The sequence below is a fragment of the Streptomyces sp. 35G-GA-8 genome, assembly GCF_023534745.1.
In the GTDB taxonomy this organism is placed as follows: Bacteria; Actinomycetota; Actinomycetes; order Streptomycetales; family Streptomycetaceae; genus Streptomyces.
Genome location: NZ_JAMHJQ010000004.1, coordinates 232160 through 255022, shown reverse-complemented (window position 1 = coordinate 255022; position 22863 = coordinate 232160). Strand labels below are relative to the sequence as shown.

Annotated in this window: 23 protein-coding genes; 11 read left to right on the top strand and 12 right to left on the bottom strand. The window is 71.4% G+C overall.

All coding sequences use genetic code 11. From position 1 onward, the window contains the following. Nucleotides 1-242: 242 nt before the first annotated feature. From M1203_RS10340 to M1203_RS10310, 7 genes are all read left to right on the top strand, one after another. The gene (locus M1203_RS10340) at nt 243-1406 is read left to right on the top strand and encodes an ABC transporter substrate-binding protein (RefSeq protein WP_249949277.1); all 1164 of its coding nucleotides are present in this window, start codon (nt 243-245) and stop codon (nt 1404-1406) included. After that, nucleotides 1406-2302 (top strand): ABC transporter permease subunit, encoded by an 897-nt coding sequence (locus M1203_RS10335; RefSeq protein ID WP_249949276.1) that lies wholly within the window; start codon nt 1406-1408, stop codon nt 2300-2302. The genes M1203_RS10340 and M1203_RS10335 overlap by 1 nt, the downstream gene beginning before the upstream one ends. Next, nucleotides 2290-3219, top strand: a complete 930-nt coding sequence (locus tag M1203_RS10330; RefSeq protein WP_249949275.1) for an ABC transporter permease — start codon at nt 2290-2292, stop codon at nt 3217-3219. Before M1203_RS10335 ends, M1203_RS10330 begins: the two co-directional genes overlap by 13 nt. A 7-nt stretch (nt 3220-3226) precedes the next feature. Further along, on the top strand, nt 3227-4339 hold the full coding sequence (locus tag M1203_RS10325; RefSeq protein ID WP_249949274.1) for an ABC transporter ATP-binding protein: 1113 nt from the start codon (nt 3227-3229) through the stop codon (nt 4337-4339). Then, nucleotides 4336-5034, top strand: a complete 699-nt coding sequence (locus M1203_RS10320; protein WP_374402616.1) for an HAD family hydrolase — start codon at nt 4336-4338, stop codon at nt 5032-5034. Before M1203_RS10325 ends, M1203_RS10320 begins: the two co-directional genes overlap by 4 nt. Nucleotides 5035-5390: 356 nt before the next feature. Further along, nucleotides 5391-8129: a pyruvate, phosphate dikinase gene (gene ppdK / locus M1203_RS10315; RefSeq protein ID WP_308404862.1), complete on the top strand. Its 2739-nt coding sequence runs from the start codon at nt 5391-5393 to the stop codon at nt 8127-8129. A gap of 533 nt (nt 8130-8662) precedes the next feature. Beyond that, nucleotides 8663-9709 (top strand): helix-turn-helix transcriptional regulator, encoded by a 1047-nt coding sequence (locus M1203_RS10310; protein WP_249949273.1) that lies wholly within the window; start codon nt 8663-8665, stop codon nt 9707-9709. Here the strand turns inward: M1203_RS10310 and M1203_RS10305 are convergent. From M1203_RS10305 to nirB, 7 genes are all read right to left on the bottom strand, one after another. Continuing rightward, the gene (locus M1203_RS10305; protein WP_249949272.1) at nt 9679-10836 is read right to left on the bottom strand and encodes an alkaline phosphatase PhoX; all 1158 of its coding nucleotides are present in this window, start codon (nt 10834-10836) and stop codon (nt 9679-9681) included. The two genes, M1203_RS10310 and M1203_RS10305, sit on opposite strands and share 31 nt — an antisense overlap. 119 nt (nt 10837-10955) lie before the next feature. Continuing rightward, nucleotides 10956-11444, bottom strand: coding sequence for a hypothetical protein (locus M1203_RS10300; RefSeq protein ID WP_249949271.1), 489 nt, complete (start codon nt 11442-11444; stop codon nt 10956-10958). Further along, the gene (locus M1203_RS10295; protein ID WP_249949270.1) at nt 11428-11919 is read right to left on the bottom strand and encodes an RNA polymerase sigma factor; all 492 of its coding nucleotides are present in this window, start codon (nt 11917-11919) and stop codon (nt 11428-11430) included. Before M1203_RS10295 ends, M1203_RS10300 begins: the two co-directional genes overlap by 17 nt. A gap of 86 nt (nt 11920-12005) precedes the next feature. Then, nucleotides 12006-12626 carry a class F sortase gene (locus M1203_RS10290; protein WP_249949269.1) on the bottom strand — a complete coding sequence of 207 codons (621 nt, stop codon included), beginning with the start codon at nt 12624-12626 and terminating at the stop codon, nt 12006-12008. After that, nucleotides 12623-13012 carry a Tat pathway signal sequence domain protein gene (locus M1203_RS10285; protein WP_249949268.1) on the bottom strand — a complete coding sequence of 130 codons (390 nt, stop codon included), beginning with the start codon at nt 13010-13012 and terminating at the stop codon, nt 12623-12625. Before M1203_RS10285 ends, M1203_RS10290 begins: the two co-directional genes overlap by 4 nt. Nucleotides 13013-13162: 150 nt before the next feature. Next, complete coding sequence (nirD, locus tag M1203_RS10280; RefSeq protein ID WP_249949612.1) at nt 13163-13498, bottom strand: nitrite reductase small subunit NirD; 336 nt, start codon at nt 13496-13498, stop codon at nt 13163-13165. Nucleotides 13499-13581: 83 nt separating this feature from the next. Further along, a complete protein-coding gene (gene nirB / locus M1203_RS10275) occupies nt 13582-16119 on the bottom strand; it encodes a nitrite reductase large subunit NirB (protein ID WP_249949267.1) in 2538 nt (845 codons plus the stop codon). 238 nt (nt 16120-16357) lie between these two features. Between nirB and M1203_RS10270 the strand changes: the two genes are divergently transcribed. After that, on the top strand, nt 16358-17137 hold the full coding sequence (locus tag M1203_RS10270) for a TSUP family transporter (protein ID WP_249949266.1): 780 nt from the start codon (nt 16358-16360) through the stop codon (nt 17135-17137). 108 nt (nt 17138-17245) lie between these two features. Here M1203_RS10270 and M1203_RS10265 read toward each other — a convergent pair whose 3' ends face one another. The 4 genes from M1203_RS10265 to soxR all read right to left on the bottom strand — a co-directional run bounded on the left by M1203_RS10265 (nt 17246) and on the right by soxR (nt 20368). Then, nucleotides 17246-17890 (bottom strand): class F sortase, encoded by a 645-nt coding sequence (locus tag M1203_RS10265; protein WP_249949265.1) that lies wholly within the window; start codon nt 17888-17890, stop codon nt 17246-17248. 271 nt (nt 17891-18161) lie between these two features. Beyond that, complete coding sequence (locus tag M1203_RS10260; RefSeq protein ID WP_249949264.1) at nt 18162-18848, bottom strand: hypothetical protein; 687 nt, start codon at nt 18846-18848, stop codon at nt 18162-18164. A 250-nt stretch (nt 18849-19098) separates the two neighbouring features. Next, nucleotides 19099-19893 carry an aminotransferase class IV gene (locus tag M1203_RS10255; protein WP_249949263.1) on the bottom strand — a complete coding sequence of 265 codons (795 nt, stop codon included), beginning with the start codon at nt 19891-19893 and terminating at the stop codon, nt 19099-19101. A 19-nt stretch (nt 19894-19912) separates the two neighbouring features. Beyond that, nucleotides 19913-20368: a redox-sensitive transcriptional activator SoxR gene (gene soxR / locus M1203_RS10250; protein WP_249949262.1), complete on the bottom strand. Its 456-nt coding sequence runs from the start codon at nt 20366-20368 to the stop codon at nt 19913-19915. A 52-nt stretch (nt 20369-20420) separates the two neighbouring features. Between soxR and M1203_RS10245 the strand changes: the two genes are divergently transcribed. From M1203_RS10245 to M1203_RS10235, 3 genes are all read left to right on the top strand, one after another. After that, nucleotides 20421-21056, top strand: coding sequence for an NADPH-dependent FMN reductase (locus tag M1203_RS10245; protein WP_249949261.1), 636 nt, complete (start codon nt 20421-20423; stop codon nt 21054-21056). A gap of 146 nt (nt 21057-21202) precedes the next feature. After that, nucleotides 21203-21532, top strand: coding sequence for a divalent-cation tolerance protein CutA (gene cutA, locus M1203_RS10240; protein ID WP_249949260.1), 330 nt, complete (start codon nt 21203-21205; stop codon nt 21530-21532). Beyond that, the gene (locus M1203_RS10235; RefSeq protein WP_249949259.1) at nt 21529-22005 is read left to right on the top strand and encodes a gamma-glutamylcyclotransferase family protein; all 477 of its coding nucleotides are present in this window, start codon (nt 21529-21531) and stop codon (nt 22003-22005) included. Before cutA ends, M1203_RS10235 begins: the two co-directional genes overlap by 4 nt. A gap of 52 nt (nt 22006-22057) precedes the next feature. On the opposite strand, the gene M1203_RS10230 is transcribed toward M1203_RS10235, so the two are convergent. Next, nucleotides 22058-22840 carry a vancomycin high temperature exclusion protein gene (locus M1203_RS10230; protein ID WP_374402610.1) on the bottom strand — a complete coding sequence of 261 codons (783 nt, stop codon included), beginning with the start codon at nt 22838-22840 and terminating at the stop codon, nt 22058-22060. Nucleotides 22841-22863: the final 23 nt, after the last annotated feature.

Below are 22863 nucleotides of genomic sequence, written 5' to 3'. Positions count from 1 at the left end.
CTTCACTCTAACCGTACGTTTCGGCGGGTGTTCGAGTCCCCCTTCACTGGTATCGCCAGCCAGTTGTGCGGATTTGGTCTTCCTCGGGCCGTGCCGTCGCGGTCATGATTCGTTCACTTCCGGGTCATCTGGACCGGGCGAACTGATCCCGGCTTGTCTGAACAAGTGAACCCCCCCTCGACACCCCCGCCACCCGTCGGGCACCCCCCGACACCCTCACTTCTCGCTCCGGGAGACACCGCGTGACCAGACTCCGTGTCCGTGCCAACGGCCGGCTCGCCGCCGCCGTGGCGCTCAGCACCGCCGCGCTCACCGCGCTCACCGCCTGTGGCGCGGCGCCCGACGACTCCGCGGACTCCGCCGCGGGCGCCAAGGCCGCGACCGCCGCCTCCGCCGCCGACTTCGGCGGGCTGGACGCCCTCGTCAAGGCCGCCGAGAAGGAGGGCACGCTCAATGTGATCGCCCTGCCGCCGGACTGGGCCAACTACGGCGAGGTCATCAAGGCGTTCGAGGCCAAGTACAAGATCAAGGTCAGCAGCGAGAACCCGGACGCCTCCAGCTCCGACGAGATCGCCGCCGTCAAGTCCCGCAAGGGCCAGAAGCGCGCGCCCGACGTCCTGGACCTCGGGATCGCCTTCGCCCGCAGCGGCGCCGCCGAGAACCTCTTCGCGCCGTACAAGGTCGAGGCGTGGGACAAGATCCCGGACACCCAGAAGGAGAAGGACGGCCGCTGGTTCAACGACTACGGCGGCTATGTCTCGATCGGCTGCGACGCGGCCCGGATCAAGAACTGCCCCCAGACCTTCGCCGATCTCCTCAAGCCCGAGTACAAGGGCAAGGTGGCGCTCAACGGCAACCCCACCAAGTCCGGTTCGGCCTTCGGCGGGGTGTACGCGGCGTCGCTCGCCAACAAGGGCTCCTTCGGCGACATCCAGCCCGGCATCGACTTCTTCGGCAAGCTGAAGAAGAACGGCAACTTCATCCCCGTCGAGTCCACTCCGGCCACGGTCGAGAAGGGCGAGACGCCCATCAGCATCGACTGGGACTACCTCAACGCCGGTTACGCCGACCAGTTCCGCGGCAAGGGCGTCGACTGGAAGGTCGCCATCCCGGCCGACGGCGTGTACGCGCAGTACTACTCGCAGGCCATCAACAAGGACGCGCCCCACCCCGCCGCCGCCCGGCTGTGGATGGAGTTCCTGTACGGCACCGAGGGCCAGAACCTGTGGCTGAAGGGGTACGCGCGCCCCGTGCTGCTGCCCTCGATGACCACCGAAGGCACCGCCGACAAGTCCTTCGTCGCCAAGCTCCCCAAGGTCGAGGGCACCCCGAGCTTCCCCGAGTCCGCCGAGCTGGACAAGGCCAACGCCACCCTCGCCGAGAACTGGGACAAGGCCGTCTCCTGATGCCCACCCCCTCCTCGTCCGCACCGGGCGCCGCCGACGGAACACGCCGTCGGCGGCGGGCGCCGCGCGCCTGGTTCGGCGCCCTCCCGCTGCTCGTCTTCGCCGCGCTGTGCTTCGGACTGCCGGTGGGCGCGCTGGTGTACGGGGCCGTCACCCGCGACGACCCGGCCACCGGCGCCACCGCTCTGACCGGTGAACATCTTCAGCGTTCGCTCCAGGGCCCGTATCTGACCTCGCTGGCCGGCAGCGTCGAACTCGCCGCGCTGACCGCCGTGATCGCCACCCTGCTCGGCACCCTGATCGCCCAGGCGGTCGTCACCTCGCGCGGCGGCGCGCTGCGCAACGCCGTCCTCACCGCGTCCGGGGTGCTCGCCAACTTCGGCGGTATCCCGCTGGCGTTCGCGTTCGTCGCCACCCTCGGCATCTCCGGGGTGGTCACCCGGCTCGGCCATCTCGACAGCGCGGGCTGGAACCTGTACTCGTTCACCGGGCTCGTCGTCATCTACCTCTACTTCCTGGTGCCGTTGATGGTGCTGGTCAGCGTCCCGGCGCTGGACGGTCTGCGCCCGCAGTGGCGCGAGGCGGCGCAGAACACCGGCGCCACCACCTGGCAGTTCTGGCGCCATGTCGGACTGCCGGTCCTCGCGCCCTCGCTGCTCGGCGGGTTCGTGCTGCTCTTCGGCAGCGCCTTCGCCGCGCACGCCACCGCCGCCGCGCTGGTGGGCGGTTCGGTCCCGCTGGTGACGCTGAAGATCGCCGACGCGCTCTCCGGCAATGTCCTGGTCGGCCAGGAGAACGTGGCGCTCGCGCTGAGCCTCGACATGATCGTGATCGCCGCTCTGGTCATGGCGGTCTATCTGCCCCTCCAGCGACGGAGCACCCGATGGCTGCACTGACACCGACCGCCGCCCCCGCCCCCGGCGGGACCCCGCCCCGGGCGCGGGACGGCAAGGCCGTACGGGTACGGGCGCGCCGCCGCCCCCGCGTCTGGCGTGGCGCGGTGCTGGCGTTCGCCGGGCTCTACTTCCTCGTACCGCTGCTGTCCTCGTTCGTCTTCACGGTCCACACGCCGGGACAGGGCGTCTCCTTCGCCGCGTACACCGGGATCCTCTCCGCCGAGGGCTTCACCCGGAGCCTGCTGCTCTCCCTCGGGCTGGCCGCCGCCACCATCGCGCTCGCGCTGCTGCTGGCCGTGCCGGCGCTGATCGCGGTACGGCTCGGCGCGCCCCGGCTGCGCCCGCTCGTCGAGATCGTCTGCATGCTGCCGCTGGTGGTGCCACCGATCGCGCTGGTCACCGGCGTCACGACCGTACTGCGCTGGGGACCGGACCATCTCTCCCGTACCCCGCTCTACCAGACCTTTCTGGCCGTGCAGAACGAGTCGTTCCCGGTCGTGCTGGTGCTCGCCTACACCGTGCTCGCGCTGCCGTTCGTCTACCGCTCACTGGACGCCGGGCTGCGCGCCGTGGACGTACCGACCCTGGTGGAGGCCGCGCGCAACTGCGGGGCGAGCAGGCCGTATGTGATCCTGCGGGTCATCCTGCCCAACCTCCGCTCCTCGCTGGCCGGTGCCTCCTTCCTCACCCTGGCGCTGGTGCTCGGGGAGTACACGATCGCCTCGCTGCTCGGCTTCCAGCCGTTCGCGGTGTGGATCGTCTCCGTCTCCGGCGCGCAGGCGCGGATGTCGGTGGCCGTCTCGCTGCTCAGCCTGCTGATCACCTGGGCGCTGCTGCTGCTTCTGTCGCGCGCGGGGACCCGCGCCGCCTCGGCCACGCCCGCGCCACCCGCCCCTTCCGCCTCCGGCAAGGAGTAGACCTCCCATGTCACTCACCTCGACAGCAATCGAAGACCGTCCGGAGGAGGAGACCGCGGGCGCGACCGGCGCCCTGGTCGAATTCCGCGGTCTGCGCCGGGCGTTCGGCCCGACCGTCGCCCTCGACGGGCTCGATCTGACGGCGCGGCCCGGTGAACTCCTCGCGCTGCTCGGCCCCTCGGGCTGTGGCAAGACCACGGCGCTGCGGGTCCTGGCCGGCTTCGAGCAGCCGGACTCGGGCGAGGTGCTGGTGGACGGGCAGGACATCACCCGCGTACCGGCCAACCGGCGCGACGCGGGCATGGTCTTCCAGTCGTACAGCCTCTTCCCGCATCTCAACGCCCGCGACAACGTGGCCTTCGGACTGCGGGTGCGCAAGGTGTCCGCCGCCGAGCGGCGCGCCCGCGCGGCCGAACTCCTCGATCTGGTCGGCCTTCCCGAGCACGGCGACCGCTATCCGCACCAGATGTCCGGCGGCCAGCAGCAGCGGGTCGCGCTGGCCCGCGCGCTGGCGCTGCGCCCGCGCGTCCTGCTGCTGGACGAGCCCCTGTCGGCACTCGATGCCAAGGTCAGGCTGACGCTGCGCGAGGAGATCCGGCGGCTCCAGCTGTCGCTGGGCATCACCACCATCTTCGTCACCCACGACCAGGAGGAGGCGCTTTCCATGGCCGACCGGGTGGCGGTGCTCAACGCGGGCCGGCTGGAGCAGTGCGCGCCGCCCGCGGAGCTGTACGAGCGGCCCGCCACGGCGTTCGTCGCCGAGTTCGTCGGCACGATGAACCGGCTGACCGGCCGGCTCACGGACGGCCGGCAGGTCGAGGTCGCGGGCGTCACCCTGCCCGTGGACGGTGAACTCCCCTCGGCGGGCCGGGAGGTGGAGGTGCTGATCCGGCCCGAGAACATCACCGCCACCGCCGATCCGGCCGGTACGGCGACGGTCGTGTCCGCGTCCTTCTTCGGCTCGGTCACCCGCGTACTGCTCGATCTGCCCGGCGGCGGTTCCGTGAAGTCCGATGTGCCGTCCAGGGACGCGGGCGAACTGGTCCCGGGGGTACGCGCGAGGGTCGAGCCCGCGCGGCGCCCCGTCCTCGTGGTGCCGGCCCCGGGCAGCGGCGCGTGAGTAAGGCGACGACGCCGGCGGCCGTGCTCTTCGACATGGACGGCACCCTCGTGGACACCGAGGTGCTGTGGTGGGAGACGGCGGACGAGATCGCCGGGAGCCTCGGCCACCGGCTCACCGGCGCGGACGCCCCCGAGGTGGTCGGCCGGGCGGTCGCCGACACCGCCGCTCATCTGGTGCGCGTCACGGGGGGCGGATGCGCCGAGACCGTCGCCGCGGAGCTGACCGGGTCCTTCTTCCGGCGCGTGGAGGCGGGGGCGCCGCTGCGGCCCGGCGCCCGGCGGCTGCTGGCCGAACTGGAGCGGGCCGAGGTGCCCTTCGCGCTGGTGAGCGCGTCGCCGCGGGCCGTCGTGGACTCGGTGGTCGCGGGTTCGCTGGCCGATGTGCCGTTCGCCTTCACGCTCTCCGCCGACGACACCGTACGGACCAAGCCGCACCCCGATCCCTACCGGGCGGCGGCCGAGCGGCTGGGCGTCGGGCCCGCCGTGTGTGTCGCCGTGGAGGACTCGCCGGACGGCAGCGCCTCGGCGCAGGCGGCCGGCTGCGCGGTGCTGGTGGTGCCCTCGCTGCTGCCGGTGGACCCGGCGGCGGGGCGGTACTTCGCCAGGAGTCTGGAGGACGTCGATCTGGCGGTGCTGCGCGGCTGCGGACTCGGCTACGACGAGCCGTCCGGGGACCTCGGAGACCTCGGGTAGGCCATTCGAGGGCGTGATTCTCGCCACGTTTGATGTATGCAAGGCTCAGATGAGCGGATCTTGAGCGAGTGCAGAAGGGAAAGGGTGGCACGCAGTGCCACCCTTTCTGTGTTCATCCCTTGAACTCAGACGGCGATGTCATCACTCATATGAGCGCATCCGGTCATGTCCGGGTCATGGCCGCTTCGAGGGGTGAAGGAGGCGGGTGGGACCGATCACGCCAAGGTCGCTTTCGATCCGCTGGCGGACGGGTGGTTAAGGCCGTATGACAGGCAAGTGGCCGTACCCAGGCGCCTTCGATCTGGGTATGTTCCTCGCCGTCAGGGCAGCCACCGCGTCCTTGAGGAGTCGGACCCGTGTCGGAAAACAGCGATCCCCAGGTAGCCACCTCCACGCTCCAGGGCGAGAAGTTCGTCTATGACTTCACCGAGGGCAACAAGGATCTGAAGCATCTCCTCGGCGGCAAGGGTGCCAATCTCGCCGAGATGACCAACCTCGGGCTGCCTGTCCCGCCGGGCTTCACCATCACCACCGAGGCGTGCAACATCTATCTCGCCAGTGGTGCCGAACCCGCCGCTCTGCGCGACGAGGTGAGCGCGCATCTGGACGCCCTCGAACAGAAGATGGCGAAACGGCTCGGCCAGGCCGACGATCCGCTGCTCGTCTCCGTACGCTCCGGCGCCAAGTTCTCCATGCCCGGCATGATGGACACCGTCCTGAACGTCGGGCTCTCCGACGCCTCCGTCGCCGGACTCGCCGCCCAGGCGGGCGACGAGCGCTTCGCCTGGGACTCGTACCGCCGGCTGATCCAGATGTTCGGCAAGACCGTGCTCGGCGTCGACGGGGATCTCTTCGAAGAGGCGCTGGAAGAGGCGAAGCGCGCCAAGAAGGCCGCCACGGACGTGGATCTGGAGACCGCCGACCTCAAGAAGCTGGTCGAGGGGTTCAAGAAGATCGTCTCCCGGGAGGCGGGCCGCGACTTCCCGCAGGATCCGCGCGAGCAGATGGATCTGGCGGTCCGCGCGGTCTTCGAGTCCTGGAACACCGACCGGGCCAAGCTCTACCGCCGTCAGGAGCGCATCCCCGGCGACCTCGGCACCGCCGTCACGATCTGCTCCATGGTCTTCGGCAACCTCGGCCCCGACTCGGGGACGGGCGTCGCCTTCACCCGCGACCCCGCCGGCGGTCACCAGGGCGTGTACGGCGACTACCTCCAGAACGCGCAGGGCGAGGACGTCGTCGCGGGCATCCGCAACACCGTCGCGCTCGCCGAGCTTGAGCACATCGACAAGAAGTCGTACGACCGGCTCATGGGCATCATGGAGACCCTGGAGACGCACTACCGGGATCTGTGCGACATCGAATTCACCATCGAGCGCGGCCAGTTGTGGATGCTCCAGACACGTGTCGGCAAGCGCACCGCAGGCGCCGCCTTCCGGATCGCCACCCAACTCGTCGACCAGGGACTGATCGACGAGGCCGAGGCGCTCCAGCGCGTCAACGGCGCCCAGCTGGCCCAGCTGATGTTCCCGCGGTTCGACGAGAACACGAAGCGGAAACTGCTCGGGCGCGGGATCGCCGCGTCCCCGGGCGCGGCCGTCGGCAAGGCGGTCTTCGACTCGTACACCGCCATCAAGTGGTCCCGGTCCGGCGAGAAGGTCATCCTCATCCGCCGCGAGACCAACCCCGACGACCTGGACGGGATGATCGCCGCCGAGGGCATCCTGACCTCGCGGGGCGGCAAGACCTCGCACGCCGCCGTCGTCGCCAGGGGCATGGGCAAGACCTGTGTCTGCGGCGCCGAGGAGCTGGAGGTCGACACCAAGTCGCGCCGGCTGACGGCCGACGGGACCGTCATCGAGGAGGGCGACGTCGTCTCCATCGACGGCTCGACCGGCAAGGTCTACCTCGGTGAGGTCCCGGTCGTACCGTCCCCCGTCGTCGAGTACTTCGAGGGCCGGATGCACGCGGGCGCCGACGACGCCGACGAGTTGGTGGAGGCCGTTCACCGGATCATGGCGTACGCCGACCGCCGGCGCCGGCTGCGCGTGCGCGCCAACGCCGACAACGCCGAGGACGCGCTGCGCGCCCGCCGCTTCGGCGCGCAGGGCATCGGACTGTGCCGTACGGAGCACATGTTCCTGGGCGAACGGCGCGGGATGGTCGAGAAGCTGATCCTCGCCGACACGGACGACGAACGGGAAGAGGCGCTGGGGGCGCTGCTGCCGCTCCAGAAGAAGGACTTCATCGAGCTGTTCGAGGCGATGGACGGCCTGCCGGTGACGGTCCGGCTGCTCGACCCGCCGCTGCACGAGTTCCTGCCCGACATCACCGAACTGTCGGTACGGGTCGCCCTCGCCGAGGCCCGCAAGGACCACAACGAGAACGATCTGCGTCTCCTCCAGGCCGTGCACAAGCTCCATGAGCAGAACCCGATGCTCGGTCTGCGGGGGGTACGGCTCGGCCTGGTCATCCCCGGGCTGTTCGCCATGCAGGTACGCGCCATCGCGGAGGCGGCGGCCGAGCGCAAGAACGCCAAGGGCGACCCCCGCCCGGAGATCATGATCCCGCTCGTCGGCACCGTCCAGGAGCTGGAGATCGTCAGGGACGAGGCCGAGCAGGTCATCGCCGAGGTCGAGCGGGCCACCGGGGTCGAACTCACGCTGGCGCTCGGCACGATGATCGAGCTGCCGCGCGCCGCGCTGACCGCCGGACAGATCGCGGAGGCGGCGGAGTTCTTCTCGTTCGGTACGAACGACCTCACCCAGACCGTCTGGGGCTTCTCCCGCGACGATGTGGAGGCGAGCTTCTTCACCGCGTACCTGGAGAAGGGCATCTTCGGGGTCTCCCCGTTCGAGACGATCGACCGGGACGGCGTCGGCGCGCTCGTGCGGAGCGCGTCCGAGGCGGGCCGGGCCACCCGGCCGGGGCTCAAGCTCGGCGTCTGCGGTGAGCACGGCGGCGACCCGGAGTCCGTGCACTTCTTCCACGAGGTGGGTCTGGACTATGTCTCCTGCTCGCCGTTCCGGATCCCGGTGGCGCGGCTGGAGGCGGGCCGCGCGGCGGCGTCGTCGGCCGGCAGCGATTCCCGGTGAATCCCGATGGCGGCTATGCGGGGGCCCGATGACTTCTGGTGACTCCCGAGAGAAAGTGGTGGATTCCCACTGAACACCCGAGCCGCATTGCCGGTTGATCCCTGACCCTCGCCGGACCGGCGGGGCGGCTCCGGGGCAGAGAAGGGGCGGGCGCCTTGTGCGGAGGCGTCCGCCCCTTCGTCATGTGCGTTTGGTGGATGCCGTGTTGAATTGCCCCATGGGTAACGGCTGGTAACAGGTAGAGCGCGGCCGGTGGATCCCCACCCACCGGCCGCGCCCCTTTTACGCGGGCCGGACATGGAGCCGCAACCTCGACCGACCGCCGCCGAGCGGGCAAAGCCCCCCACGGCCTTCGCCACGCCTATTCGGTCGTCCAGGTTTCATGCCCGACGAGGTACAGCTTTTCGCTTCGCGCGCGCCGCCGCGAAGCGTTTCAACTGTGGCCGAAACACCGTGGTAACAGCCCGTGATGGCCTGCATACTCAGTGCTGGGGGCTGCTGGGGAGATTGTGGCTGCAACAAGTGGAGATTTGATGCTGCGTATTCATTTCACCGGGAAGGACCTCGGCGGGGTACGGATGGCCGCCGGGCCCGACCCGCTGTGGGAAACGATTCTCAGCTTTCATCGAATAAGAGACCGACGCGGCCCGCTCGCCTACGGGGAATGGCGCAGGGAAACGCGAACCCGGTTGAACGGTGAAACAACTCTGCTCTCCGCGCTCGTTCCGCAGCGCGGCTATTTCCCGGATTTCCTGACGCCGGCTCAGGGACGGCTCGGCTTTGACGCGGGCCTGGCGGCGGGCCTTGAGGCGCTGCACGCCACACCACGGGAGAGAATCCGCGCCGAACTCGCCCTGCTCGTCCTGGAGCGGTCCCGTGGCACCGGACGGGGCCAGGAAAAGGACCCGGGCGGACTGCTGGCCTCGCTCGCCGGCGGCTGCCCCGACTGCCCGGGCCGGCTCGTCGACGCGCTGCGTACGTACCACCGGGCCGCCGTCGAGCCGTACTGGCCCCATATCCGGGCCAGGGTCGAGGCGGACCGGGCGCTGCGCGGCCGGGCGCTGCTCGACGGCGGCGCGGACGAACTGCTCTCCACGCTGCCGCCGATGCTGCGCTGGCGCTCCCCGGTGCTGGAGGCCGACTACCCGTTCGACCGCGAACTGCGGCTGGACGGGCGGGGACTGCTGCTCCAGCCGTCGTTCTTCTGCCGCTCCACGCCGGTCGTCCACCGCGATCCCGCGCTGCCGCCCGTCCTGGTCTATCCCGTCACCCATTCCGACGCGCCCGCCGTCACGGAGCGTGGCGGACCCACGCTCGGCCGGCTCGTCGGGCATACGCGTTCGGCCGTTCTGCGCGCCATCGAGCACGGCTCGACCACGAGCGAGCTGGCTCGCAGAACCGGCGTGTCCCTCGCCTCTGCGAGCCAGCACGCCTGCGTCCTGCGCGAGGCGGGGCTCGTCGTCACCCTGCGGCACGGCAACGCCGTGCTGCACACCCTCACCCCGCTGGGCGCCGCCCTGCTGCGGGGCCGCGGCCAGGCGGAAGGGCTCTACGCCCGGAACGGCCCGGTGACCTCGTAGGTGATACCGCCCGACGAACTCCCGCTGGTCCCGCGCTGGCTGGAGAAGTAGAGCCGCTTGCCGTCGGGGGAGAAGGCCGGTCCGGTGATCTCGGAGCCGGACTGGCCGCTGATCCGCAGGAACGGCGCGACGACATCGTCAGGGGTGATCACACAGATCTCCATGTTCCCGCCGTCCTCCGCGACGAAGAGATCGCCGGAGGAGGAGCCGGTGACATTGTCGACACCGGTCAGCGGCGCCGTACCGGAGACGAGCGAGTCGTCGTAGGCCAGCTCGATGGTCCCCGCGGCCACGTTGTACTGCCAGACCCGGTTGTCGCCCTTGGTCGTGAACCAGCAGGTGTTGTCGGCGTAGTAGCAGCCCTCGCCGCCGTTGAAGCGCTTCGCGCCGGAGACCTGGTTACGGGTGGCCGTCGAGGCGCCGCTCGGGTCGGGGACCGTCGCCCAGCCCACCGGGCCGCTCGTGCCCGTACCGGCGGTCAGGACTTCGAGGCGGCCCGCCGACAGATCGCCCCACGTGGTGGGCGTGAAGCGGTAGAAGCAGCCGTCGGTGGTGTCCTCGGTGAGATAGATCGTCCGGCGTACGGGGTCCGCGGCGGCGGCCTCGTGCTTGAAGCGGCCGATCGCGTCACGCCGCACCGGCGCCTTCACGCCCCACGGGTCGGTCTCGTAGACATAGCCGCGGTCCACCTCCTCGCAGGAGAGCCAGGTGTTCCACGGAGTCGTGCCGCCCGCGCAGTTCTGCCGGGTGCCGGAGAGGATCCGGTACGCGGCGGTGATCGCGCCCGTCGAGGAGAAGCGGACCGCGCTCGCGCCGCCCGACGGGTCGATCTCCGAGTTGGAGACATAGATCCAGCCGGTGCCGTCGGCGTAGCAGGCGCCGCCGTCCGGGGCGTTGTGCCAGCTGTACGACGTGCCGGGGACCTGCTGGCCCGACCGGGCGATGACCCGGCTGGTGAATCCGGCGGGGAGCCGGATGTTGTTGGCGTCCGCCGTGCCGAGCGCTCCGTAGGGGCCCGCGCCCGGCTGGGCGGGTGCGGCGTAGGCGGCGCCGCGCCACAGGGTGCCGCCGAAAGCCGCGGCCGACGTGCCGATGACCGCTCCGCGCAGGAAACTGCGACGTTCCACTGGTCGCTCCATGGTGGTGTCGTGACCGCCCCGCGGTGCCGGCCGACGCCACGGGGTCGCGCGTCGCAGAAGCCTAGGGGATGTCCATGGCCGCCGTCTGAACGAGCGGTGAGGAGTCGTCATTCCCGCCCGGGTCCCTGGGGAACAGGGAGGGTGGACGGGCGGGCCGACCCGGGGCGTTCGGTCAGCGGATTCCCGGTCGGGTGGACGCTTGAGGGGGTGGCGTCGGGGGCCTCTCGCTCCGACGGCGGCTCGACGGATCGCTCGGCCGTGGTCTCGTCGCTCGGAGCGACGGGGTCCGGCGCCGTCGTCGGCGCCTCTGGGGGCGGGGTCGAAGAGCTGCGCACGGGCGGTGGGGCGAGGGGGGCCGTCGGGGACGTGGGTGACCCCGATGCGGCCAGGCGGAGCGGAACGACGACAAGGGCGGCGACCACGCATGCCACGCCGACCCTGGACGCGGTGCGCAGCAGCCGGCGGCGGGCCGCGGCGCGGCGGATCGCCTCGTATCGGCCGGCGGGCGGGCCGAGGGTGTCGGAAGAGGGCCGCAGGATCACCGCGAGAGGGTCATCGGACTCGAACTCCGGGCCGTCGTCAAAGCGTGTGGTCAAGGCTTCTCCTCAGGTGGGCGCGGAGCAGTTCCCGGGCCGCGTGGAGGTCGGCCTTGACGGTTCCTTCCTTGCGCCCGGTCAGTTCGGACACCTCCCGGATCGGCATGTCGGCGTAGTAGTGCAACAGGACCGCGACACGCAGTCGTTCCGGCAGTGACTGCACGAGAAGCCGCACCGACGGGTCCTCGTGTTCGGCGTGGGGGCGGACGGCGGCTTCCGTGGCGGCGCGGTGCATGGCTTTCCGCTCGCGCTCCAGTTTGCGCCAGTGGTCCCGGACGAGGTTGGCCGCGGTGACGTAGAGGAAGCCGCGGGGCTCCTCCACGGACGTCCAGCGGGCCCAGAGTCTGGTGAACGCCTCGGAGGCTATCTCGTGGGCCGTTCCGTCGTCGTCGACGAGACGGCGGCACCAGCCCGCGAGGCGCGGGTAGAGGGCACCGAACAGCTCGGACGCTGCCTTCTCGCGGGACCGTTTCAACGCTCTCCAGGGTCGTGACGTATGCGTGGGGAAGGACCCCGGTCCGTTGGCGAACGGTTCCGACGGACCGGGATCCGGCTGGCGAGTCAGGGACTCCCCGGGCTCAGTGCGGCGAAGACGATCACGTTGTCGAGGTACTCGTCACCGGCACGGGGGCCGCCGCAGGTGATGAGCCGCAGCTCAGGACCGCTCACGTCCCCGTATACGTCGTCCGTCGGGAAGTCCGCCTTGGCGACCGTCCGTACGGCGCCGACCGCGAACGGCGCCTCCGTGCCGTTCCTCAGACGCGCCACGATCCGGTCGCCCCGGCGCAGCCGCGCCAGGTGACGGAAGACCCCGTCCCCATAACGGCCGACCGTGACATGCCCGAGGATCACCGACGGGCCGACCTGACCGGGCGTGGGCGAGTGCCGGTACCAGCCCGCCCGGTCGTGCTCCGTGATCGGTGGCACCTGCACACTGCCGTCCGGCGCCAGCCCCAGCTCCATGACCGGGGTGTCGACCCCGATGGCCGGGATCCGCAACGCGACCGGGACCGAACGCCCGAGGGCGTGCGCGGCCGTCGCGGGGGACCCGGAGGAACGTGACGGCGGTGGCGCGCTGCCGGAGCGGGCCGTGGGGCCCTGGCCCGCCCCGGGGCCGCCGCAGTTCACGAGCAGCGAGGTCGTCGCCACGGCGAGGAACGCGCGCCTGGAGGGCGAGGTCATGCCCCGGTCGTCCTCCGGCGGCGCAGGACGAAGACGGCCGCGCCGCCCGCGACGAGCGCCGCGGCGGCGCCCCCGCCGATCAGCCCGGCGTCGGACCCGGACCCCGTCGATACGAGCGCCGCACCGGTGTCGGGCGCTCCGCTCGGTACGACGGACACCTGGTCCCGGGCCGGGACCTCGGCCGGTCCGGCCTCCTGGGGCGGGACCTTGGTCGGCCTGGCGACCTGGCCCGGGACCTCGTCGGCCGGCTCCGCGACCGGGGCCGGGGCCGTGGTGGCCGGGCGGGACGCCTCGGGGGTGGGCGTCTCGTCGGCGAACGCGGGCACGGTGCTCGCCAGTACGGCGGTGCACGCGAGTGCCGTGGCGCTCAGGATGATGCGGCGCATAACTCGCTCTCTTTCGTCGGTCCGCCCGATGGGCTCGGCGGACTGAGTAACGGATCGAGCGGAGAGACGAGGCAGCGGCGTGACGGGTTGTAAAGAAAAGGCAAAGTCGCCGGAGTGGCCCGGCTCCGTCCGTGATCGACGGGACAGGGCTCAGGGGGGCGCGAGGGGCCGTACGCGCGCCGAGTACGCGCGGACCGCGGCCTCGTCGTCGTCCAGGCAGCGGCCCGTGATCAGGTCGAAGCGCTGCTTGAGCAGCGGCGAGGCGACAAAGGGCCGTCCGTCGTGCGTACCGGTCAGCCCGCGTGACAGGACCTGCGCGCCGGAGAACGGATCGCGGTTGCCGATCGCGTACGGGCGGCCCGCGCGGTCCAGGAAGACCGCCGCCTGACGTCCGTCCGGGAGCAGCGCGGCCACTCCGCGCCCGGGGGTGAGCGCGGACACGTCACAGACCGCGAACCAACCGTCGTCCAGGAGCAGTTCGAGCATCGCCGGGGAGGGCGCGGGCCCGCTCGCCGGGCGTTTCACAGGGCCTTTCACCGGGCCTTGCACCGGGCCTTGCACCGGGAGTCTCATCCGGCGTTCACCTCTTCCCGGGTCGTCAGCGTGAGGAAGGTCAGATCCGGCTTGACCTGATCGCGTTCCGGTACGAACCGCACGGACGGGTCAGGGGCGTCCGGCGCGTTGACGAAAGAGACGAAGCGGCTCAGCCGCTCCGGGTCACTGATCGTCTCCGCCCACTCGTCGCGGTAGCCGGCCACATGCGCCGCCATCAGCCGTTCGAGCTCCGCGCAGAGTCCGAGCGAGTCATGGACCACCACGTCCCGCACATGGCCGAGCCCGCCCTCGATCCGCTCCAGCCAGGCGGCGGTCCGCTCCAGCCGGTCGGCGGTACGGATGTAGAACATCAGGAACCGGTCGATCAGCCGTACCAGCTCCGCGTCCGACAGATCCTGCGCGAGCAGGTCCGCGTGGCGCGGATCGGCGCCGCCGTTGCCGCCCACGTACAGGTTCCAGCCGTTCGCCGTGGCGATCACCCCGAAGTCCTTGCCGCGCGCCTCCGCGCACTCCCGCGCACACCCCGACACCGCGGACTTCAGCTTGTGCGGCGCGCGCAGGCCCCGGTAGCGCAGCTCCAGGTCGATGGCCATCCTGACCGAGTCCTGGACGCCGTAGCGGCACCAGGTCCGCCCCACACAGGACTTGACCGTACGCAGCGACTTTCCGTACGCGTGCCCCGACTCGAAGCCCGCGTCCACGAGCCGCGTCCAGATCAGCGGGAGCTGGTCCACCCGGGCGCCGAACAGATCGATCCGCTGGCCGCCCGTGATCTTGGTGTAGAGACCGAAGTCCCTGGCCACCTCGCCGATCACGATCAGTTTCTCCGGGGTGATCTCGCCACCCGGGATACGCGGCACGATCGAGTACGAGCCATTGCGCTGGATGTTCGCGAGGAAATGGTCGTTGGTGTCCTGGAGGGCCGCCTGTTCGCCGTCCAGGACATAGCCGCTGACGCCCAGCGCGGGCGCGAGCGAGGCGATGACCGAGGCCACGACGGGCTTGCAGATCTCACAGCCGTCACCGCCGCGCGCCCCCTCCCGGCCGTGCGAGTCGAGCAGCGTGGTGTACGAGGTGACGCGCAGGGTGCGGACGATCTCGTACAACTCGGCCCGCGTGTACGGGAAGCAGCCGCACAGCCCTTTGTCGCCGCGGGCGGCGGGGAGGAGTTGGCCGATCACCTTGACGCAACTGCCGCAGCCCGTGCCCGCCTTGGTGCGCTTGCGCACCTCGGGCAGCGTGGCGCAGGCGGCGATCGCGCCCTTGGAGACGTTGTGGCAGCTACAGATCACGGCGTCGTCCGGGAGCGCGTCGGGACCGAGCGCGGCCGGCGCCCCCGCGTCCGCCGGCAGCACCAGCCGCTCGGCGGGGACGGGCGGCACCGAGCCGGTCAGAGGCCGCAGCGTGCCGTACGCGTCGGCGTCGCCCACGAGCACACCGCCGAGCAGGGTGCCGTCCGGGTCCACCACCAGCTTCTTGTAGACCCCGGCACGGGAGTTCGCGTAGACGACGTCCAGGCAGCCCGGCGTGGCGCCGTGCGCGTCACCGAACGACGCCACGTCCACCCCCAGCAGTTTGAGCTTGGCCGACTGATCGGCGCCCGTGAAGCCCGGCCCCCGCTCCCCGGCGAGGACCGCGGCGACCGTGGCGGCCATCTCGTATCCCGGCGCCACCAGCCCGTACACCCGCCCGTCCGCCGTCCGCGCGCACTCACCGATCGCGAAGACGGCGGGGTCGGAGGTACGGCACCACTCGTCGACCACGATCCCGCCGCGCTCGCCGACCGCGAGCCCGGCGTCCCGGGCCGGCCGGTCCCGGGGCCTGATCCCCGCGGAGAAGACGACGAGGTCGGTGGCGAGGACCGAACCGTCCGACAGCGCCATCCCGTTGACGGCCCCCTCGGCGTCCGTCGTCACCTCGTCCGTGCCGACGCCCGTGTGCACCGTCAGCCCCATGGACTCGATCGTCCGCAGCAGGGCCGCGCCACCGCCCTCGTCGATCTGGACAGGCATCAGACGGGGCGCGAACTCCACGATGTGCGTGTCGAGCCCGAGCCCCTTCAGCGCGCCCGCCGCCTCCAGCCCCAGCAGCCCGCCGCCGACGACCGCGCCGGTGCGGGACGTCGTCGCGTACGCCTCGATCGCGAGCAGGTCCTCGACGGTGCGGTAGACGAAGCAGCCGGTCGCGTCCCTGCCGGGCACCGGCGGTACGAAGGGGTACGAGCCGGTGGCCAGGACCAGCGTGTCGTAACCGACGGTGTGCCCGGCCCGCGAGGTGACCGTGCGGGCCGCGCGGTCGATGGCTTCGACGGGGTCGCCGAGACGCAGCTCGATGCCGTGGCGTGCCAGGAAGTCCGGTTCCAGGAGGCTGAGTTCATCGGGGGTACGGCCCGAGAAGTACGAGGTCAGCCGCACCCGGTCATAGGCGGGCCTGGGCTCCTCCGCGAGCACCACCACGCGCGCCCGTGCGCTCACGCCCCGCTCGGCGAGAGCCTCCAGGAACCGCTGGCCGACCATGCCGTGGCCGACGACCACGATCGTGGGGGTGGACATGTCGGGAACCTCCGCCGGGGGCCGGCATCGCTGGGTCATGCCCAGGAGCCTGCGCGGCGGCTGTTACCCGGCCGGATCGCCGCGATTTCGCCGACGGAACGCTGCGCTCAGCGCGGCGGCGCGCGGGGTGTGAGGGCGGCGCCGGGTGCGGGGCGTGGACGGTGCGGGAGGCAGGGGTATCTCACACTCTTCCTGGATCCATGGACGGTGCGCACCCCTCGTCCATAGGGTCGCGATCATGCCCGACATCTCGCTGACCATGCTCGTTGTGCTCTGCCTCGCCGCCGCGGCGGCCGGCTGGATCGATGCCGTGGTGGGCGGGGGCGGGCTGCTGCTCCTGCCCGCGATGCTCCTCGGGCTGCCGCATGTACCCGCCGCGCACATCCTCGGCACCAACAAGGCGGTCGCCATCGTCGGCACCACGGGCGCGGCGGCGACCTATCTGCGCAAGGCGCCGGTCGACATGAGGACGGCCGTACGGATCGGGCTCGTGGCCCTGGCGGGCTCGATGGGCGGTGCCTTCTTCGCGGCCGGGATCAGCAGCGAGGTGCTCCGGCCCGTGATCATGGTGGTGCTGCTCGGCGTGGCGGCGTTCGTCCTGCTGCGGCCGTCCTTCGGCGGGACGCCGGCGGACGGCCCGGTCACCCGGGCGCGTACGGTCACCGCGATCGTGCTGGTCGGCGGCGGGATCGGCTTCTACGACGGGCTGTTCGGACCCGGTACAGGAACGTTTCTCGTACTCGCGCTCACCGCCGTGCTCCACCTCGATCTGGTGACGGCCTCCGCCAACGCGAAGATCGTGAACGTCTGCACCAACGGTGGCGCGCTCGCGATGTTCGCCTACCAGGGCACCGTGCTGTGGCGACTGGCCGCGCTGATGGCGGTGTTCAATCTCGCGGGCGGGATGATCGGTGCGCGGATGGCCCTGCGGAAGGGGAGCGAGTTCGTGCGCGGGGTGCTGCTGGTCGTGGTGTTCTCGCTGGTCGCGAAGCTCGCGTTCGACCAGTGGAACGCGTGAGCGCCGGGGTGAGTGCCCGGGTGAGTGACCGGTGGGCGCCCGGGTGGGCGTGGTGGCGTGGCTCGGGCAGGGCGTGGCGCGGGGGTGGGGAGGGCCACTGCCCTGAAGCTATCTCGTGCCGGTGAGATGGGAGTACACCACCACATTGCCCTGGTAGCCGCCCTTCTTGGCGAAGCCGCCCCCGCAGGTGATCACCCGTAGCTCCGCCCGGTCCGTGGCCCCGTACACCCTGCGGTCGGGGAACTCGGCGTTGTCGTAGACCTCAAGGGCGTCGACCGTGAAGACGGCGGTACTGCCGTCCGCCCGGGTCACCTCGATCTGATGGCCCTTCTTGAGGGTGCCCAGCTCGTAGAAGACGGCGGGTCCTTGCGCGTTGTCGACATGACCGGCCAGGATCGCGGTGCCCTGGGCCCCCGGGGTGGCGCCGTCCTTGTACCAGCCCGTGATGTTGCGGATGCCGGACGGCGGTACGTCGAGACTTCCGTCGCGCCCCAGCCCCAGCCCGAGGACCTGCGCGTCCACCTTGATCTCGGGGATGCTCAGACGCACCGGGGCCGACGACCGCATCGGAGCGGCGGTGATGTCGCTGTGGCTGCCGGGACCCGCGGCGAACGCCTCCGCGGCGGTCGGCATGGGCGGGGTCACGGGCTCGGAGCCGTTCTGGACGAGCCAGATCCCGACCAGCACGGGAATGGCTATCAGCCAGCCCGAACCTCCGCCCCTGGTCCGGCCACCGGCTCCGCAGGCGCACATGCCCCTGCCGCCGCCTCCTCCGCATATGGCGCCGCACCCGGCCCCGTACATGCCTCTGCCTCTGCGCCTGGCCCTGGCGGTCATCAGTCCTGTTCTCCTGTTTTCCCGTCGGTCGTGCGGATGGCTGCTGTTCCTGTGGGGAGGGGTTCCGGTGCGGTGTGGGGAGGTGTTCCGGCGCGGTGGGGGCCGGAGAGGTTCCCCGCCCCCGTCAGCGATGAGCGTGACGGGGACGGGGACGCGGGGCGGGACCGGGGCGGTGGAGGCCGGCCCGTCAGCTTGCCCGCGTGCCGCTCGCCCGGCGACGCAGGAGCCAGGTCCCGCCGACGGCGGCTGCGGCCAGCATGGCCACGCCCGCCGCGATCTGGGTGGTGTCGGGGGCGACGCTGCCGCCGACCCCCGTTCTCACATGGCCGGTCGGCCCGCCGTGCTCCACGAAGAGCTCGCCGCGGGCCTCTCTGCCGTTGTCACAGCGCACGCGGATGCTGTGCGTCCCTGTTCTGGCGTGGCGTGCCACCCGGAACTCTCCGGCCACCGCGTCCTTGGGGGTGGCGCGGCGTTCCAGCCTGAACTGCCCGGCGCCGACGGACTCGGCGAAGCCCCGGCCGCTGCCCTCGCGTCCGCAGGCCGTGGTCCTGGCGACCACGGTGGTGCCGGGGCGCACATGCCTGGGGGACAGCTCCAGCCGGGCCGGCTTCCCACGGTCCCGCCCGGTGTCCCAGTTGCCGGCGGGTCCTTCGTTGCCGACCGGCCCTTCGTCGCCGACGGGCCCCGCGTTGCCGACGGGCCCTGCGCTGCCGACGGGCCCTTCGTTCCAACTGCCCTCCCGGCCGGTCTCCCGGCCGCTGTCCCAGCCACCGTCACGGTCCCCGGCGACGGCCGCCGTAGTGCCCGCGACGGTCAGGGCTATCGCGGCGGCTGCCAGGGCGGTTCCGGTGTGCAGTCGGACAGTGGTGGGCATGGTGGCATCCTCCGAGGCTGGCTACGCGCGGTACTCGTCACCTCCGAGATAAGGCGCCCAGGAGCGCGCACGCCTGCTGATGGGCGATCAGATTCGCCGGTCGGAGGGCGCCTGCCGGGCCCGCGTGCCGGTGTCGTCGCAGGTCACGGCGGAGCGGCCGTGGTCCGTCGGCGCAGCGGTCCGTGCCGCGCCGAACGGGTGACCCGGGGAGGCGTGCCGCGCACCGGGAGCTCTGGCCCCGTCCCGTCACTCAGATACGGTCCCACTCCACCGCGTCGTACAGCTCGATCACCCTCCGCACCAGCGCCGCGTCCCCGGGGAAGACCGTGTCGTCGATCCGGCTCACCGGGGCGATCCCGTGCGAGTTGGTGACCAGGGCCGCCCGGTACCGGGGCAGGTCCGCCAGGGTGACCTCACGTCGTACCGAAGGGAGACCGGCGGCCGGGAGACGGGGCTCCACCAGCGCCATGGTGATACCCGTCAGAACCGGCGCGTCCGGCCAGACCACCGAATCGCCGTCCCAGAAGGCGATATTGGCGATCGCCGCCTCGGCCACCACCCCGCGCTCGCCGGTCAGCAGCGCGTCGTCGAAGCCCGCCTTCCTGGCCACCCGCCCGTAGTGCGTCTGGGCGAAACCGCCCAGATGCTTGACATGCGCGACCGGGCGCAGATACGGGACGGACATCAGGCTCTGCGCCCGCTCGTCCGGGACCGCGGGCGGCCGTACTGTCACCATCAGACTGACCTCCCCCGCCTCCTCGGGCCGGTGCGCATACACCCGCCCCGAGGCGTCCCGTACGTCACCGAGCGCGTGCCGGAGCAGGGCGCGTACCCGCTCGCCGTCCAGGCCCATGCCGAACAGCTCCCGGGTCGAGGCGTCCAGCCGGGCGAGATGGAGGTCCAGCCCGCGTACCCGGCCGTCCCTGATCTGCATGGCGGTGAAGTGCCCGTACGTGTCGAGCGCGCGGAGCCGCAGGTCGGCCTCGGTGGCGGGGCGGCCGTCGACCTCTATCAGGAGCTGTGGTGCGCTGGAGGTAGTTGTCATGCGCCTCACGGTATGCCTGTCAGTCCTCTATGAGCCGACGCGGTCCGGGCCCGTGCGAGGCCAGTTCGTCGCCGGGGTTGGAGAGCACGCAGCGGTCCAGCGACAGACAGCCGCAGCCGATGCAGTCCGTGAGGTTGTCCCGCAGCCGCCGCAGCGTACGGATGCGCCGGTCGAGGTCGTCGCGCCAGCACTCGGAGATCCGGGCCCAGTCCTCCTTGGTGGGCGTACGGTCCTCCGGCAGCAGCGCCAGAACGTCACGGATCGTGGCGAGCGGTATGCCGAGGCGCTGCGAGGTGCGGATGAAGGCGACCCGGCGGAGTGTGTCCCGGCTGTAGCGGCGCTGGTTCCCGGTCGTACGGCGGCTGCTGATCAGCCCCTCGCGTTCGTAGAAGCGCAGCGCGGAGGGGGCGACCCCGCTGCGTTCGGCCAGTTCACCGACGGTGGCTTCCTTGGCGTCCCAGGCGAGATGCGTCATGCGGGCCAGCGTAACTTGACCTGAACCAAGGTTGAAGTATGACGCTCTTCCCATGGACCTCACCACGCGGGAATCCGCGATCACAGCTGTGCCCGGACACGCCGGGAACAAGGGCAGGCTGCGGCTCGCCGTCATCCTGGGCAGCAACCGGGAAGGCCGCTTCGGCCCCGTCGTCTCCAACTGGTTCCTCGCCCGCGCCGCCGAGCGCAAGGACTTCACCACCACCTTCATCGATCTCGCCGACACGGACCTGTCGGCCCCCCTCACCTCCCGCCCAGGACCCGCCGTACGGGCCGAACTCGACAAGGTCACCCCGGCGCTGGCCGACGCCGACGCCTTCGTCGTCCTCACCCCCGAGTACAACCACTCCTTCCCCGCCGCCATCAAGGCGCTGATCGACTGGCACCTCGTGGAATGGCAGGCCAAGCCCGTCGGCTTCGTCTCGTACGGCGGGATGTCGGGCGGGCTGCGCGCCGTCGAGCAACTGCGCCAGGTCTTCGCCGAGATGCACGCCGTCACCGTCCGGGACACGGTCTCCTTCCACAACGCGCACGCGGACTTCGACGCCGAGGGCCGGCACCGGGACCCCGCCGCCTGTGACGCCGCGGCGCGGACGATGCTCGACCGGCTCGCCTGGTGGGGGCTGGCGCTGCGCGAGGCCAAGTCCGTCCGCCCGTACTCCGGTTGACGGACCGGTTCATCCGTAGGTGCGACGAACTGCCCGGCGGCCGAGGAGGGCGCGTACGCGCGGCTGTACGCCTCGCGGTTCGCGGACCTCGCGGTGTAGGGTCCCCCGGCCCGCCACGAACATCCGGAACCCGAAGGAGTCCGCCCGTGCCGCTCGCCGCGTGCCTGACCGTGCTGACCACGACCGACAGCGCCGACAAGGCGGAGGATCTGGCCCGGGGCGTGATCGAGGCCGGGCTCGCCGCCTGTGCGCAGATCTCCGCGCCGGTCACCTCCGTGTACCGCTGGCGGAGCGCGATCGAGACCAGTGTGGAGTGGCAGATCCTCTTCAAGACCACCGCTGCCCGTTATGACGCGCTGGAGGCGCATCTGAAGGAGGCCCACGACTACGAGACACCGGAGATCATCGCCACGCCGGTGGTGCGGGGGAGCGCGGAGTATCTGACGTGGATCGCCGAGGAGACCGTCGCACCATGAGGGCCGAGGGCGGGCTTCCGTTCTTCGTCTACGGCACGCTGCGGCCGGGCGAGCAGAATCACGACCTCTGCCTGCGCGGACGCGTGGCCGAGGAGGAACCGGCCAGGCTGGCGGGAGCGCTGCTGTACGACGGCCCCGGCTACCCGTACGCGGTCGAGGCCCCTGACATCACCGCCTTTGGCACGACTGCCCCTGGCGCGGTCGTCTCCGGCACCGTCGTCGGCGAGCTGGTCACGGCGAAGCCGGGGAAGTACCACGAACTGCTCACCGAGCTGGACGAGTTGGAGGGGTACGAGGCCCCCGGCGATCCGCGCAACCTGTACGTACGGGTGGTCCGCGACGTCCTGCGGTCCGACGGCACCCCGGTCAGGGCATGGGTGTACTTCGCGGCGCCGCGCGTCGCCCACGGGCTACGGGCACACGGACGGCTGATCGCGGGCGGCGACTGGCTCGCCCATCTGCGCGGGCGCTGACCGGACACGGACGGTGGGCATCGCGGCGGGTGCCAGGGAGGGTGAGCGGATGTCAGCGGGCGCCTCCGCCGCCCGCCGCCAGCGCCTCGGCCACCCCCGTCTCGGCCGGCCCGAGGAACATGGGATTCGGCTGGAGCACCGCCTCCGCCGCCGCTTTCCCGGAGGCGAACACCTCCCGTATCCCGCCGTAGTACCAGGTCGCGTCACGCGGCTCCGCGACCCCGACCCCGTACGACTCGACGCCCGCCGCCCCGCAGAGCGCCACCGCGCGCCGGACATGGAACCCCTGTGTCACCAGCACCGCCCGGTCGACCCCGAATATCTTCTTGGCCCGTACACAGGAGTCCCAGGTGTCGAACCCCGCGTAGTCGCTGACGATCCGGTCGTCCGGCACTCCGCGCTCGACCAGATACGTCCGCATCGCGCTCGGCTCGTCGTACTCCTCCCGGCTGTTGTCGCCGGTCACCAGTACGACCTTCACCTTCCCCGCGCCGTACAGCTCCGCCGCCGCGTCGAGGCGGTGCGCGAGATACGGCGTCGGCCGGCCGGACCACAGCCCGGCGCCGAAGACCACGGCGACGTCCCGGGCCGGGACCTCGGCGAGCGCCCGGATCCGGCTGTCCGCGACCGCGTGCATCCATGTCGCGGGCGCCAGCGCGAGTGCGCATCCGAGCATGACGGCCTGCACGAGGTGTCTCCGACGGCGTTGAGTGAGCCGAAAACGCGGGCGCCGGGCCTCTCCCGGCTGCCGTGGCTGACGTTTCAGCCGTAGCGCGCGCAGGCGTGACGCGCGCGGTAGTGACGCGCGGAGGCGTGACAGCCTCGGCAGTGGCATGGTCCCCCCTGGGTGGTCCTGGA